At 51.7% G+C, this 14,702-nt stretch carries 11 protein-coding genes and 1 pseudogene; 3 read left to right on the top strand and 9 right to left on the bottom strand.

Annotated elements, in window-relative coordinates:
* Position 1: 1 nt before the first annotated feature.
* The 6 genes and pseudogenes from ptsP to glk form a co-directional block, all read right to left on the bottom strand.
* Positions 2 to 2,497: a phosphoenolpyruvate--protein phosphotransferase gene (ptsP, locus tag ESM_RS0114985; protein WP_000955832.1), complete on the bottom strand. Its 2,496-nt coding sequence runs from the start codon at positions 2,495 to 2,497 to the stop codon at positions 2 to 4.
* A 24-nt stretch (positions 2,498 to 2,521) separates the two neighbouring features.
* On the bottom strand, positions 2,522 to 3,559 hold the full coding sequence (ypdE, locus tag ESM_RS0114980; protein WP_000366068.1) for an aminopeptidase: 1,038 nt from the start codon (positions 3,557 to 3,559) through the stop codon (positions 2,522 to 2,524).
* A complete protein-coding gene (gene ypdF, locus ESM_RS0114975; protein ID WP_000173213.1) occupies positions 3,559 to 4,644 on the bottom strand; it encodes an aminopeptidase in 1,086 nt (361 codons plus the stop codon). Before ypdF ends, ypdE begins: the two co-directional genes overlap by 1 nt.
* Before the next feature lie 14 nt (positions 4,645 to 4,658).
* Positions 4,659 to 5,904: pseudogene (locus tag ESM_RS01000000125010) on the bottom strand (PTS fructose transporter subunit IIC).
* 20 nt (positions 5,905 to 5,924) lie between these two features.
* Positions 5,925 to 6,251: a PTS fructose transporter subunit IIB gene (locus ESM_RS0114965; RefSeq protein WP_000038452.1), complete on the bottom strand. Its 327-nt coding sequence runs from the start codon at positions 6,249 to 6,251 to the stop codon at positions 5,925 to 5,927.
* Between the two features lie 218 nt (positions 6,252 to 6,469).
* Positions 6,470 to 7,435 carry a glucokinase gene (glk, locus tag ESM_RS0114960; RefSeq protein ID WP_000170363.1) on the bottom strand — a complete coding sequence of 322 codons (966 nt, stop codon included), beginning with the start codon at positions 7,433 to 7,435 and terminating at the stop codon, positions 6,470 to 6,472.
* Positions 7,436 to 7,638: 203 nt separating this feature from the next.
* Here glk and ESM_RS0114955 point away from each other — a divergent pair, with 203 nt between their 5' ends.
* Positions 7,639 to 8,895 carry an ion channel protein gene (locus ESM_RS0114955; RefSeq protein ID WP_000903162.1) on the top strand — a complete coding sequence of 419 codons (1,257 nt, stop codon included), beginning with the start codon at positions 7,639 to 7,641 and terminating at the stop codon, positions 8,893 to 8,895.
* Between the two features lie 114 nt (positions 8,896 to 9,009).
* Positions 9,010 to 9,336, top strand: coding sequence for a DUF2502 domain-containing protein YpeC (gene ypeC, locus ESM_RS0114950; RefSeq protein ID WP_000490087.1), 327 nt, complete (start codon positions 9,010 to 9,012; stop codon positions 9,334 to 9,336).
* A 142-nt stretch (positions 9,337 to 9,478) separates the two neighbouring features.
* Here ypeC and ESM_RS0114945 read toward each other — a convergent pair whose 3' ends face one another.
* Positions 9,479 to 10,717 (bottom strand): Nramp family divalent metal transporter, encoded by a 1,239-nt coding sequence (locus ESM_RS0114945; RefSeq protein ID WP_000186376.1) that lies wholly within the window; start codon positions 10,715 to 10,717, stop codon positions 9,479 to 9,481.
* On the bottom strand, positions 10,698 to 10,757 hold the full coding sequence (locus tag ESM_RS1000000129660; RefSeq protein ID WP_420842036.1) for a hypothetical protein: 60 nt from the start codon (positions 10,755 to 10,757) through the stop codon (positions 10,698 to 10,700). Before ESM_RS1000000129660 ends, ESM_RS0114945 begins: the two co-directional genes overlap by 20 nt.
* Before the next feature lie 298 nt (positions 10,758 to 11,055).
* Here ESM_RS1000000129660 and nupC point away from each other — a divergent pair, with 298 nt between their 5' ends.
* Positions 11,056 to 12,258 (top strand): nucleoside permease NupC, encoded by a 1,203-nt coding sequence (gene nupC / locus ESM_RS0114940; RefSeq protein WP_001516818.1) that lies wholly within the window; start codon positions 11,056 to 11,058, stop codon positions 12,256 to 12,258.
* 52 nt (positions 12,259 to 12,310) lie between these two features.
* On the opposite strand, the gene ESM_RS0114935 is transcribed toward nupC, so the two are convergent.
* Complete coding sequence (locus tag ESM_RS0114935; protein WP_010379031.1) at positions 12,311 to 14,500, bottom strand: bifunctional diguanylate cyclase/phosphodiesterase; 2,190 nt, start codon at positions 14,498 to 14,500, stop codon at positions 12,311 to 12,313.
* Between the last annotated feature and the right edge of the window lie 202 nt (positions 14,501 to 14,702).

Here is a 14,702-nt window from a genome sequence, read left to right as displayed (position 1 = left end):
TTTAAAAAGTTAGCTCTGTTTCGAGCAGTGTCAGAATACTTTGAGCATCTTTGGCGGCAAACAGCGATTGGCGGAAGTTTTTATTCACCAGTTTGCGCGCCAGTTGCGAAAAGACTTTCACATGGTTCATTCCTTCGCTAGCGCCCAGCGTCAACATGATCACCAGTTCGACATCGCCCATCTCTGACTGCCAGTCGACAGGTTTCACCAGGCGGGCAATACTGATACTGGAATGGCGGATCCACTGAGATTTGGTGTGCGGGATCGCCACGCCAAAACCAACGCCAGTGGTGACAATCTCCTCACGCTGCCAGACATCTTCTTCCAGCTCGAACGGATGCTCAGTACGCCCGTTAACGCCAAGGTTGCCGCACAGGAACTGAATAGCCTGCTCTTTATTGCTAAAAGTCTGATCAACGAAGATATTCTCCAGCGCCAGCAGCGGACGAACGTCTTCTTGCGGTGTAAACGCAGTGAGTAACGCTTCAATTTCCTGCGCGCTGCGGCACTCGCACGCCTGACGCGCCAGTTCCTGACACGCCTCGCTATCCAGTTGCCGAAGCTGGTTTTTCACCGCCGGAATGCGTGGGCTACTCATACTTAACTCATCCAGACCCAGCCCAAGCAGTAGCGGCAGATAGCGGCTTTCGCCACCCAGCTCCCCGCAAATTCCCACCCATTTGCCCCGCTGATGCGCAGTGGTAATGATCTGCCGCAACATGCGCAGGAATGATGGCGTAATCGGGTTATACAGCGGCGATACGCGCGGATTATTACGATCGACCGCATACAAATACTGGGTCATATCGTTGGAGCCGATACTGAAGAAATCGACCTCATCACAGAAGTGGTCGATGATGTAACACACCGACGGCACTTCCACCATGATCCCAAGCGGGATCGATTCTGCATGGCGCAGGCCATCGCGTTTAAGCTCAACGATTGCCTTCTGGATCTCACTCTTTACCCATAAGATCTGATCGAGGCTGTGCACCATTGGGATCATCAACTGAGCGTTGCCAAAACTGGCAGCACGCAAAATAGCCCTCAGTTGAGTGCGGAACAGACCAGCAAATTCCGGGTAAATACGTACCGCACGATAGCCGAGGAACGGGTTCTCTTCCTGGGGAATGTTGAGGTAAGGAATGCTTTTATCGCCGCCGATGTCCATCGTACGGAAGATAATCGGCTTTTCGCCCGCTGCCAGTAACACCTGCTGGTAGGCTTCAAACTGTTCCTGCTCGTCCGGCGCACTATCGCGATCCATATACAGCATTTCGGTACGGAACAGCCCGACGCCTTCCGCGCCGTTAGCAAACGCGCCTGGTGCTTCCAGAGCAGTGCCAATATTCGCAGCAATATCAATACGCTTGTGATCGCGGGAGTACGCCTGTTGCGCAGCGGCAAGTGCTTGTTGCTGCTGACGTTTATCCGCCAGCGTCTGTGCCACCTGGTAATAACCACTCACCGCGTCATCAGGATTAATCGCCAGCACGCCGCACTGGGCATCAAGCACCGCCGGTTGTCCGGCATAGCGTGCTATCGCATCCAGCGGCAGGCCGCTAAGAACGGGGATCATCGAAGCACGTGCCAGAATCAGGGTATGCGAGGTGCGCCCGGTTTTCTCCAGAATCATGCCCGCGAGATTTTTTAGATCAAGGCTCAAAAACTGGCTTGGCGTTAAATCCTCAGCAACCAGAATGGTCGGTTTTTCAAGCACCAGATTATTGCGTGGCTTCAGCTCCGGCCAGGTGATATGCAACAACTGTTCGCTGATATCGCGGATATCGCTGACCCGCTCACGCAGGTAATCGCTGGCAGAGGCAGAAAGTTTGTCGCAAACCTGTTCCATATTACTGATGATCGCCGCGCCCAGCCCCTGATGCTGTTCAGCCATCAGCCGACGGATATTGCCTGAAAACTCGTCATCCTGAATCAGTGACAAATGGGCGCTGAGAATAGTTTTGCTTTCGCCGTCACGCTCACGCAGTTGCTGGTTCAGTTGCTCGGCAAGCGTTGCCAGGCTGTGTTCCAGTCGGGTGGAATCTTGTGCACAGGCAGGGATCACGCGATAACTGTCGAGATTATCGCTCTGTAATAAGGTCAGTGTACCAATGCCGATACCGCTCGCCAGCACATTTCCATACAACAAATCTGGATTCAGGCGGCTTAATGAACGCGGTAACGGATGTGCCATCAGCTCTGCCTGCGTCGGCTGGACGCTGTCGCTGTCGATAAAGCGCACCTGGATATATTCTTCCAGCACGCGCCGCGCCTGCTCTTCATCGCTGCCGCTAATGTTCAGGCTGCAACTGTCATTAAATAAGGTTCCGGTGCCAATCAGTGCCAGCGAGCTTTTTGCATCGGCCTTCGCATTCTGGCGATGGTTGATGAAGGTCACTGCACTTTGCCACTGGCTGCACTGTTCTTTAAGTTCCCACGCCGGGCGAGCATGAAGACCGTTAGGCAAAGGGCAAAGAAATTGAATCGTTAACATAACCGCTCCGGGTTAATCAGGAGATCATCTGAAATCCGTCAGTTGAACAACGGTCTCACGCGTAATACGTTGAATAAGTGCAGATAAAAGTTGCTGCATTTGCAAAATGTCGCGGCAATCGGCAATCGACGCGGCACAATGGCCGTGGCGGGTGGCAGGGCCCATCACCACTGTGGGTATGCCTGTGCCGGTTAAGTGAATCGCTCCACCGTCCGTGCCGCCGTTGCTGAGCATATCCGCCTGCAACGGCACACCAATTTCTGCCGCCACGCTTTCAATCCACGCGATGAATTTTGGCGGCACAATCAGCGATTTATCACTTAACACCAGCATCGGGCCGTTACCAATCTGGCGATGGTTAGCCGCGCCATAATCAAAGTTTTTCGCCCAGCAGGCGGTATCCAGCACAATGGCGACGTCCGGCGACACTGCGCGGGTGGCGGTTTGCCCGCCACGTAAGCCAACCTCTTCGCTGGAACTGGCCACCAGCCAGACTTCCACAGGGAGTTCGGCGTCGTGCAGCTCGCGCAGTAAAGTCACCAGCAGGTAGCAACCGAGGCGGTCATCAAAGGCTTTGCCCATTACCCGTTGGTGAGGGAGAACCTGAAAAGTGGTATCGAAGGTGACGCGATCGCCCGGACGAACTCCCGCCTGCATGACTTCGTCATAAGAACGTGCGCCAATGTCCACGCGCATTGCGCTAACGTCATTTCCCTGCCTTTCGCCATCGAGCAGGCCTGGAATTTTGCATTCTTCACGGGTGGTGATCCGCACCGGCTGAAGCTGGCGGGCGGCCATGCGCACATTACCAACCGGCAGCACGTCGATAGCACCCTCACAGGAGATGCTGCGTACCATAAATCCCACTTCGTCCATATGCGCGCAGATCATCACCTTCGGACCTGTCGATTCATTGAGGCGGATCAGCACCGATCCCAGACCATCAAAACGGACCTTTTTTTGCAGGCGATCCGCTTCCTCCAGCAGGATCTGCCGCACTTCCTGTTCCGAGGAGGCGATCGCATCTGCCTCGCTCAACGCTTTTAATAGCGATAAATCCATTATGCCTCTCCCGTGAGCAACACTGTTTTCGGCATGGCGTACAGCACTTCTGCGCCTTGCGGGGTAACCAGCACGACATCTTCGATGCGCACGCCCCCTTGCCCTGGCAAATAAATCCCCGGCTCCACGGTCAGTAACATGCCTGGCAGGAGCATCGTGGTGTCCCGCGGTGAAAAGCGCGGATCTTCATGCACTTCAATACCGATGGCGTGACCGGTGTTATGACCGAAATACTCGCCATAACCAGCCTCGGTAATCACCCGACGCGCGGCGTCGTCAACCTGCTGACAACGCACACCGGGGCGAATCGCAGAGATTGCAGCCAGTTGCGCCTGCAGGACAATCTGATACACGTTAAACAGCGGGTGAGATTCGGCGCTCACCCCTTCGCCATTCACCAGAAAGGTGCGCGTCATATCAGAACAGTAGCCCTGATACAGCGCACCGAAATCGAGAGTGACAAACTCGCCCGCGGCAACAATCTTGTCGCTGGCCTTGCCGTGCGGTAGCGCCCCACGCCAGCCACTGGCGACAATGGTGTCAAAAGAGGCTTTTTCCGCGCCCTGCTGGCGCATAAACCACTCCAGTTCAGCGGCTATCTCACGCTCGCTCATCCCCGCCTGTATAAACCGGCGGATATGTTGCGCACCGCGATCGGCAATCCCACAGGCGAGGCGGATTTTCTCTACCTCCTCCGGCATTTTGATTTGCCGCAGTACGTCCGGCGTGGCGCTGACCAACGTTGCATTGAGTTCAGTCTGCCAGCGATGTGCGCTTTCCCAACTCACCTGCTGGCCTTCAAAACCAAGCGTTTGCAGTTGCTCATCGGCAATGAGCTGATTGACGATGGTTGCAAGCGTCTGCGCCGCATCGAGTAAATGTAGCTGGTAGCCTTGCGCACGGGCTTCCACATCCGCGTAATAGCGTGAGTCCACCAGAATGTGCGCGCTCTCACGGCTAATCACCACATAGCCTGATCCGGTGGAGAGTCCCAGATGTGGCTGCTTGTTCTGCCGTGAAGAGAGAAGCACCGCATCAAGCTGTTGTTCCGCAAGCCAGTCGCGCAGCGAAGCGAGTAATGTCATCAGGATTGTCCTTCTTACAGGCTATCGATTAACAATTTGCCTTTGCGGAACATCATCAGACGCAGGAACACCACCATCAGCGCAGTGATGATTGCCCCCAACGATCCCCGCCATATAGACGCCGAGGTTAGTAACCAGCGGCCATGCCCAGATAGCAGATTCCGGGAACCACTGCACTGCACCCAGCCAGACAGCGGCGGTGGAACCAACAATCGCACCTACCATATAGGACGGAATGGCGGTGATGGGACTTTCCAGCGCGAACGGAATAGCACCTTCACTGATACCCATAAACGCAAGGAACATGGCGGTTTTGCCCTGTGGATAAAGCTGGGCGTTGAACAGGCGTTTGCCGGTTAAACGACGGTCGATAACGGTCGCCAGGCCCAGACCAATCGGCGGAATAACAATAGCGATAGAACGCGCGGTGACGGGTAGTACGTGGTCTGTCGTAAAGCTGAAGGCAACGAAACCTGCCGCTTTGTTGATTGGCCCCCCCAGGTCAATTGCCGTTGCTGCGGCAATTCCCATTGCGTACATCAGCGCGCCTTTTTCACCTGCTGCCGTCAACATGGCGCGAATGCCACCGTTGATCCAGCCACCAAACGGCGTGATCACGTAATACATCGCCAGCATGACAAAAATGGCGGAAAGAATTGGTAATAAAAAAGTGGTTTTGAACGCTAACAGGAAATCCGGCATCTGGATTTTCTGGTTCATCCATTTCACGAGGTAACCCGCGACAATAGAAATAATCAGCGCGCCAATGAAGGTGGACGGCACGGGCGAAGAGGTCGCCCACTGCATGGTGCTGGGGTCAAAATTCAGCAGTTGCGTGGGCTGGGTAGACATCAACCCGCCGATAAACCCTGCCGGGAACGCCAGTTTGCCACCAATGGAGTTAGCCACAAAGGCGGCGAACATCGGAATGGCAAAGCCAAATAGCACGCCGCCAAACGACTGCGACAGCCAGGCAAATTTCAGTAACGAGAGGTCGAAACCGGTAAATTTCCCACTATTGAGCGCATCCATAATGCCAATGTCAGCGGGAATTTTCAGCCAGCTATAAGCAATCAACTGGCTGAAAGCGAGGATCACACCGCCCATAATTAAGGTCGGCACCATGCGTGAAATCCCTGACATCACGTGCTGCGGGAGTTCACCCCAGAAGCTGCTTTTAGAGGCCTGCGGATTCTTAACTGCCGCTGCCGCACCGGATGCGCCAGGCACAACGGTTGCACTGCGTTTTTTAATGGCCATAACAATATCCCTGTAAAAAATTACGCCTGTTCAGCGGCAATCATCTCTTCGATTTCTTTGATGATGCCCGCAGCGTTTTTAATTGCGTCCTGCAAAGTGATTTCATAAACATCGCGTGACTCAAAACGTTCGTTATCTTCCGGGGTAACCGCCACGGAGTGGATGATGATGGTCGCCTCTGCGATATCTTGCGCCGTAAGACGGTTCTGGATGCCATCTGCGCCCTGGGTTTCAATTTTCACTTCATAGCCTGCTTCTACCGCCGCTTCTTCCAGCGCCTGGGCAGCCATAAAGGTGTGCGCCAGCCCCATCGGGCAAGCACACAGGGCAATCAGTTTCTTACTCATCGTTATTTCCTCGCTTGGTTATAGTTAGCGAGTGAAATTATGAACGTGCAAAACAAATCGCTGTTACCAGACAAATAATGCTTTTACTGGATAATTAATCCCGTTATACGGAAGTGTGACGCAGGTCGGCCTTGTGATGAAACACAAAGAAAAATCTAATTAACTCTATGATTTAAATGACTATCGGGAGAGATTCCTCCCGATATGACAGGAAGGTTTTACAGGATGTGGCCTAAGGTCTGGCGTAGATGTGCGCCCGAACCGAGAAGTCCCGGATTGTCATGGACGATGAGATAAACCGGAATATCATGGACATATTCTTTAAAGCGGCCTTTGTCTTCAAAAGCGGCGCGGAAACCAGAAGCTTTGAAGAACTCGAGGAAACGCGGCACGATACCGCCTGCAATATACACACCGCCAAATGTCCCGAGATTGAGCGCCAGATTGCCGCCAAAACGTCCCATTATGACGCAAAACAGCGACAATGCCCGACGACAATCGGTGCAACTGTCGGCCAGTGCACGTTCGGTAATATCTTTCGGCTTGAGATTTTCCGGCAGGCGGTTATCGGCTTTCACAATCGCACGATACAGATTCACCAGCCCAGGGCCAGAAAGCACGCGCTCCGCCGAGACATGGCCAATTTCCGCACGCAGTATTTCGAGGATAATGGCCTCTTCTTCGCTATTTGGCGCAAAATCAACGTGACCGCCCTCACCCGGCAGGCTGATCCAGCGTTTATCTACATGGACCAGATGCGCAACCCCAAGCCCTGTTCCGGCACCGTACACCGCGATTGGTTTACCTTCTACTGGTTCTGCTCCGCCAAACTGGATCAGGTGCTCTTTTTTCAGCATCGGGATCGCCATCGAAACCGCCGTAAAATCATTGATAATTTCCAGATGGCTAAAACCGAGGCTCTTTTTCATTTCAGCAATCGAAAATGCCCAGGTGTGGTTGGTCATTGCCACCCAGTCACCGGTGATTGGGCAAGCGATGGCAATACAGCCGTCTTTCACCTCAACCTTATGTTCTTCGAGATAAACGCGAATGACCGCTTCCAGGCTGGGATAATCAAGCCCTGAATAGGTTTTAGCCTGCGAGATTTCGCCACTGGCAATATCACACAGGGCAAGACGTGCGTTGGTGCCGCCCACATCACCGACTAATGCATACTTTGTCATTCTTCTACTGCTCCGCTAAAGTCAAAAGAATTCTTTCTCACACTGTAAATACCTGGGGGCATAACAACAACGCCGGAAAGGCTGGCTCCCTGTAAATATCGATCTGGGTCACACAATTACTTTATCGTTTCAGCACCAATTGCAGCGATGCCTTTATGCAAGCTGGGCAAACTAAGTATCTGATCCCGCATAAGGAATAGAACATGCTCCATCCGCGAGCCAGAACCATGTTGTTATTATCGCTTCCCGCAGTGGCAATTGGGATTGCGTCCAGTCTTATTCTGATTGTAGTGATGAAAATCGCCTCGGTATTACAGAGTTTGCTCTGGCAACGACTACCGGAAAGTCTGGGGTTAGCTCAGGACTCACCGCTGTGGATCATCGGAATATTAACGCTGACAGGGATCGCGGTAGGACTGGTTATCCGTTTCAGCCAGGGTCATGCCGGGCCAGATCCGGCCAGTGAACCACTGATCGGCGCACCGGTTCCCCCCTCTGCGCTACCGGGACTGATCCTGGCATTAATTCTCGGTCTTGCTGGTGGCGTCAGCCTCGGGCCGGAACATCCGATCATGACCGTTAATATCGCTCTCGCAGTGGCGATTGGCACTCGTCTGTTACCACGAGTTCACCGGATGGAGTGGACTATTTTAGCCTCAGCCGGAACTATCGGCGCGCTGTTTGGTACACCTGTTGCGGCAGCGTTGATATTTTCGCAAACCTTAAATGGCAGTAATGAAGTCCCGCTATGGGATCGGCTCTTTGCACCGTTAATGGCGGCGGCGACTGGTGCTCTGACCACAAGTCTATTTTTTCATCCTCATTTTTCGCTACCCATTGCGCATTACGAACAGATGCAGATGACCGACATCATCAGCGGTGCCATTGTGGCGACGATTGCCATCGCTGCGGGGATGGTTGCTGTGTGGTGTCTGCCACGGTTGCACGCGATGATGCATCAGATTAAAAACCCAGTACTCATGCTGGGAGTTGGCGGTTTTATGCTGGGTATTCTGGGCGTCATCGGCGGACCTGTCTCACTGTTTAAAGGACTGGATGAGATGCAGCAAATGGTGATGAATCAGGCTTTGAGCGCCAGCGATTACTTTTTGCTGGCGCTCATTAAACTTGCCGCCCTGGTTATTGCCGCCGCCAGCGGATTTCGTGGTGGGCGAATCTTCCCGGCCGTGTTTGTTGGCGTAGCGTTAGGGTTGATGCTGCATGAACATGTTCCCGCAGTCCCGGCGGCGATTACCGTTTCCTGCGCTATTCTCGGCATAGTACTGGTGGTGACGCGCGATGGCTGGTTAAGTCTGTTTATGGCGGCGGTCGTTGTACCTGATACCACTTTGCTACCGCTGCTTTGTATCGTCATGCTTCCGGCGTGGCTATTGCTGGCAGGTAAACCGATGATGATTGTGAATCGCCCGAAGCAACAGCCCCCCCACGATAAGCTTTAACAAAAAATGCTCTCCCTCACGATTTAAGAGTTATGGCGATGAAACGGGGCTTTACCTCCCCGTAATATTGCGTTAACAGGCCGCTGACGGCTTCGATCGTGAAGGAGAATAACAATGTTCAGGTCACTGTTTCTGGCGGCCGCCCTGATGGTATTTACCCCACTTGCGGCAAACGCAGGTGAAATTACCCTACTGCCATCGATAAAATTACAAATTGGCGATCGCGATCATTACGGTAATTATTGGGACGGTGGTCACTGGCGCGACCGTGATTACTGGCACCGTAATTACGAATGGCGTAAAAACCGCTGGTGGCGTCACGATAATGGCTACCACCGTGGCTGGGATAAGCGTAAAGCGTATGAACGAGGCTACCGCGAAGGCTGGCGCGACCGTGATGATCATCGCGGAAAAGGTCGTGGACATGGGCACCGTCATTAAACACATTCGCCAATGGAGTACGATGCCTGATGCGACGCTGGCGCGTCTTATCAGGCCTACAAACCCGCGCCATTAAACACGTAGGGCGGATAAGGTGTTTACGCCGCATCCGCCAGTGGCACCACATGCGACGCCAGTTGAACTACAACCCCAGTGCCGTTCCCACCAGCAGCCAGATATTCAACGCGACCACCAGTACTACAATCACCCAACCGGTTTGTTTAACCCATTTGCTGTTAACCAGATCGCCCATCAACTTACTGTCACTGGTGAAAATCAACAGTGGCACCAGCGCCAGGGCAATACCAAAACTTAGCAGCACCTGACTCATGACCAGAATCCGCGTCGGATCCAGCCCCATCAGAATAACAATAAAAGATGGCAACATGGTCACGGTACGGCGCACCCACAGCGGAATATGGAAGCGAATGAATCCCTGCATCACTACCTGCCCCGCCAATGTTCCCACCACCGTTGACGAAAGCCCCGCCGCCACCAGACTTAAACCAAAGACCGTCGCGGCAGCATTGCTTAACAGCGGTTGCAGCGTCAGGTAGGCTTCGTCAAGATCAGCGACCCCCGTATGACCGGAAAAATGGAACGCGGCGGCAGCCGTTGCCATCATCGCCAGATTAACAAAACCGGCAATAGTCATGGCAATAGCCACATCCCATTTGGTGGCGGAATAACGTTGTTGACGCGAACCACCATGTAAATGCTGAGTGAGCGAAGAGTGCAAATAAATCACGTGCGGCATAATCGTCGCCCCTAACACGCCAGCCGCCAGGAAGACCGCCTCCGAGGTTGGTAAACTCGGAATCACCATCCCTTTACTCAACTGCGCCAGGTTAGGCTGAGAGAAAATCAGCTCGACAATGTAAGCCGCGGCGACAAACAGCAGTAGCCCGCCAATCACTTTCTCCAGCGGTTTTTGCCCGCGACGTTGCAGCATTAAAATCAGGAAAGTCGCGATACCCGTCAGCACCGCCCCCTGCAACAACGAAACACCAAGAATCAGTTTGAAACCGATCGCTGCGCCAATAAATTCCGCCAGGTCGGTCGCCATCGCAATAATTTCCGCCTGAACCCAATAGAACCACACTACGGGGCGCGGGTAGTGATCGCGGATTTGCTCTGCCAGATTTTTACCGGTGGCTATCCCCAGTTTGGCTGAAAGAATCTGAATCAGCATCGCCATCAGGTTCGCCCAGACAACAACCCATAGCAGTTGATAGCCGAAGCTGGCTCCCGCCTGAATATTGGTCGCAAAGTTACCGGGATCGATATAACCAATCGCTGCAATGAACGCAGGTCCCATTAATGCGAGCCTCATCTTGCGCGCCGCCCGTCCACTGCTACTCTCAACGCGATAGTTTGTCATCTTGTTGTGCCTCTAAAACATAGCCTTTGCTATGTTTCATGCTATGCTAAACGAGAATGATTATCAAATTCATTTAATTGGGTTAGGGTGATTTCTCTGATAGGCCAGGATTATGACTACGAAAAGATTGATGAGTTAAATGTTATGATTATGTTTAATGTTAGCACATTTACATAACTTTCAGCTTCCATACACAACATAGCAGAAATGTATAACAGCTCACTATTTTTGAAGCTTGTCACAGGACATCATTATAGTGTGTGTCAGATCTCGTTTTCCTTAACCATGTTACATAGAATGTGCACGGAAACTTAACCTGCCTCATATTTGGAGCAAATATGGACCGCGTCCTTCATTTTGTACTGGCACTAGCCGTTGTTGCGATTCTCGCATTGCTGGCAAGCAGCGACCGCAAAAAAATTCGTATCCGTTATATAATTCAACTGCTTGTTATCGAAGTGTTACTGGCGTGGTTCTTCCTGAACTCTGACGTTGGTCTGGGCTTCGTGAAAGGCTTCTCCGAAATGTTTGAAAAACTGCTCGGGTTTGCCAACGAAGGTACTAACTTTGTCTTTGGTAGCATGAATGATCAAGGCCTGGCGTTCTTCTTCCTGAAAGTGCTGTGCCCAATCGTCTTTATCTCTGCATTGATCGGTATTCTCCAGCACATTCGCGTGTTGCCGGTGATTATCCGCGCGATTGGCTTCCTGCTTTCCAAAGTCAACGGAATGGGCAAGCTGGAATCTTTTAACGCCGTCAGCTCCCTGATTCTGGGTCAGTCCGAGAACTTTATCGCCTATAAAGATATCCTCGGCAAAATCTCCCGTAATCGTATGTACACTATGGCAGCCACGGCGATGTCCACCGTGTCGATGTCCATCGTTGGCGCATACATGACGATGCTGGAACCGAAATACGTGGTTGCAGCGCTGGTACTGAACATGTTCAGCACCTTTATCGTACTGTCGCTGATCAACCCGTACCGTGTTGATGCCAGCGAAGAAAACATTCAGATGTCCAACCTGCACGAAGGTCAGAGCTTCTTCGAAATGCTGGGTGAGTACATTCTGGCGGGCTTCAAAGTAGCCATTATCGTTGCAGCAATGCTAATCGGCTTTATCGCCTTGATCGCAGCACTGAACGCCCTGTTTGCTACCGTGACTGGCTGGTTTGGCTACAGCATCTCCTTCCAGGGCATCCTGGGCTACATCTTCTATCCGATTGCATGGGTGATGGGTGTTCCTTCCAGTGAAGCACTGCAAGTAGGCAGCATCATGGCGACCAAACTGGTTTCCAACGAATTCGTTGCGATGATGGATCTGCAGAAAATTGCCTCTACGCTCTCTCCGCGTGCTGAAGGCATCATCTCTGTGTTCCTGGTATCCTTCGCTAACTTCTCTTCTATCGGGATTATCGCGGGCGCGGTTAAAGGTCTGAACGAAGAGCAAGGTAACGTGGTTTCTCGTTTCGGTCTGAAACTGGTTTATGGTTCTACGCTGGTGAGTGTGCTTTCTGCATCAATCGCAGCACTGGTGCTGTAAGGCAATCCATTAAAAAAGCCGGGGATTATTTATCCCCGGCTTTTTATCCCTGCTAATCAACTAATGGCTGCGGGCGACCAATTAAATATCCTTGCAGATATTGCACCCCAAGTTTATGCAATAGCGCTTGCTGCTGTTGCGTCTCTACAAACTCTGCAACCACACTTAACGACTTCGCTTTCGCCAGATCGGTAATCGAGCGCACAATCATCGCATCCAGCGTGTTCGTGACGATATCTTTCACAAAGACGCCATCAATCTTGATGATATCGGCCTTCAAACGTTTTAACCGCTCGTAGTTGGCATAGCCAGTGCCAAAGTCATCAATCGCAATACGGAAGCCAAATTTATGCAGTTGTTCAATGTTATACATACTGCTTTCTGCGTTAGAAAACGCCTGCTCCTCGGTGATTTCGAGAATGACAGCCTCCGGGGAGATGTGATAACGCTTAAACAGGCGAATAATCCGTCCGGCGATATTTTTTTGTAGCAGAGTGAGCGGCATTAAATTTACCGAATATCGCGGTCCTTTTTTGTCACAAGGGTGAGTTGCCAGCCACTTCAACAGGGATTCCAGCACCTGCAAATCGAAACGCGCGCTTAGGTTAAACTGGGCGATAAGTGGCAGAAATTTATCCGGCGTCATAATGCCGCCGTCATATTTCAGACGAGCAAGGATCTCATCATAGCCTTGTCCCTCTTTGTTACGAATGGGCTGGGCGTAGAGAAGCAAATCACCATTATCTAATGCTTTACGAATGGTGTTCAGCAATAGCACCTGTTTGGTAGTCTGCCCGGACGCCATCTCCTCTCGATTATCCAACGCCAGAACGTGATGATGAACGCAGGATTGTTCCGCCAGCCAGCTTAACTGCCCCAGCATGGGCTGCAGGGTTTCCTGATTACCATCAAAACGCCCCCAGGCCGCGCCGTAGCCCATATCCAGGCCGGTGTTGTTCCAGTGAATCTGCCGACTATTGAGGACATTAACCATATGCTGTAGCCGCCCTTCCGTTTCCGGCCCGGTCAGTACCAGCAGCAATTCACTGCCCGGTAGTTGATACAACTTTTCGTTTTCCTGCATCAACGGTAGCAGTGTACGGTAAATTGAGCGGATGCAATGAACGCGCATCACCAGACCGTAATGACGACTCATAAACTCAAGATTATCAATACGCAGGCAGCAAAAACTCTTTCCGGCCTCTTGCTCTTGCGATTGCTCCAACGCGCGAAAGTTGGGTAATAGCGTTAAAGGGTCGGTCAGCGCCTGCAAATGCCAGCGACGGTTAAGCCATTCACTACGATAATAAATGCGCACCATGTAGAGCAGGCAAACGCTAAAAGAAATCAGTACCGCCAGAATAAATGCCAGCGAATATTCTGTTTCCACCCCTTGTAAAAAGTTCTGGTTGTAATTCAGGAGGAAAAGAGTCGAGACAGCCCAGGTGAGATTTAAAAACGGATAGCGAAGCTTACCGACACCAAGAGTAAAGATGATAAAGAAAACGGGCACCAGATAACCGGCAATGAAGTCGTTTTCATAAGGCGTACACATCAGAAGTAGCAGCACTGTAAGAACAGCAAGCCAGCTTAAGGTAAATGCACGTTTCTCTTTGTTCAGTGACGGTGCGATATCTCTGCGCCACAATATCTGCGCAAAGCGGGGACTTACAATCATGCGAGTGAGATAGTAAAAGAACATGTTGTAAATCAACACCGCAGTGAAAAGGCTAAGCAAATCAACGACCGTGAAAATAGCATCTGCATCCCCGAAAAATGTCGATATTTTTAGCGGGAAATCAAAGAAGTTGCCTACAAGATACATGCTGCATTTGATGCCGATCGGCGTCACCAAACCAAGCCAGAAGAGACGTTGCCAGACGTTTCGGGTGGTCAAGCCATAACGCCAACGCGTTCCCAACTGCCAGCGTAATATTGCACAGGCACACAACACAGCGAAAGTCTGGCTGCCAAGCATGACAGCGGTTTGCAAAAATGAGAGATGAAAATTCCACAGATTAGTGCAAAACATCCCGCATAAAACGGGAACGACACCACGCCAGCCAAAGATGAACACTATTGACAGCATTACGCACAGAGGCATCCACGCCAGAAAGATATAACTGGAATGGATAACTGCAAGTGGCGAAATAAAACGAGATAGCTGAATAAGTACCACGGTGAGCGTAAACGCCAGTGTGAATATCTTGATATTTTTTATCAGGTTATGCTCCACAAACATGAGTACACTACTCTCACTGATCGGGTTTTTCAGGCACACAAATAATAAGTTTATTCGCATCGCGAAGCAAACAGGGGCCGGCCTGCTGCTGTTTTTTTGTCCAGTGATGTTTTCACCAGGCGGCGCTAACCCGGGCGTAGACTGTATTACAAAAGCGGCAAAAAGCAGAGACAAAAAACCCCCGCTTCGCAGCGAGGGTTTG

This window comes from Escherichia sp. TW09308 (assembly GCF_000208565.1).
Lineage (GTDB): Bacteria > Pseudomonadota > Gammaproteobacteria > Enterobacterales > Enterobacteriaceae > Escherichia > Escherichia marmotae.
Note: the sequence above shows the minus strand (reverse complement) of the source record. Positions and strands in the feature narration are given on the sequence as shown.

What these genes read in the sequence shown, in the direction of transcription:
- ptsP (WP_000955832.1), bottom strand. Translation starts at nt 2,497, where the DNA reads ATGTTAACGATTCAATTTCTTTGCCCTTTGCCTAACGGTCTTCATGCT.
- nupC (WP_001516818.1), top strand. Translation starts at nt 11,056, where the DNA reads ATGGACCGCGTCCTTCATTTTGTACTGGCACTAGCCGTTGTTGCGATT.
- ESM_RS0114965 (WP_000038452.1), bottom strand. Translation starts at nt 6,251, where the DNA reads ATGAGTAAGAAACTGATTGCCCTGTGTGCTTGCCCGATGGGGCTGGCG.
- ESM_RS0114955 (WP_000903162.1), top strand. Translation starts at nt 7,639, where the DNA reads ATGCTCCATCCGCGAGCCAGAACCATGTTGTTATTATCGCTTCCCGCA.
- ESM_RS0114945 (WP_000186376.1), bottom strand. Translation starts at nt 10,717, where the DNA reads ATGACAAACTATCGCGTTGAGAGTAGCAGTGGACGGGCGGCGCGCAAG.
- ypdF (WP_000173213.1), bottom strand. Translation starts at nt 4,644, where the DNA reads ATGACATTACTCGCTTCGCTGCGCGACTGGCTTGCGGAACAACAGCTT.
- ESM_RS0114935 (WP_010379031.1), bottom strand. Translation starts at nt 14,500, where the DNA reads ATGTTTGTGGAGCATAACCTGATAAAAAATATCAAGATATTCACACTG.
- ypdE (WP_000366068.1), bottom strand. Translation starts at nt 3,559, where the DNA reads ATGGATTTATCGCTATTAAAAGCGTTGAGCGAGGCAGATGCGATCGCC.
- glk (WP_000170363.1), bottom strand. Translation starts at nt 7,435, where the DNA reads ATGACAAAGTATGCATTAGTCGGTGATGTGGGCGGCACCAACGCACGT.
- ypeC (WP_000490087.1), top strand. Translation starts at nt 9,010, where the DNA reads ATGTTCAGGTCACTGTTTCTGGCGGCCGCCCTGATGGTATTTACCCCA.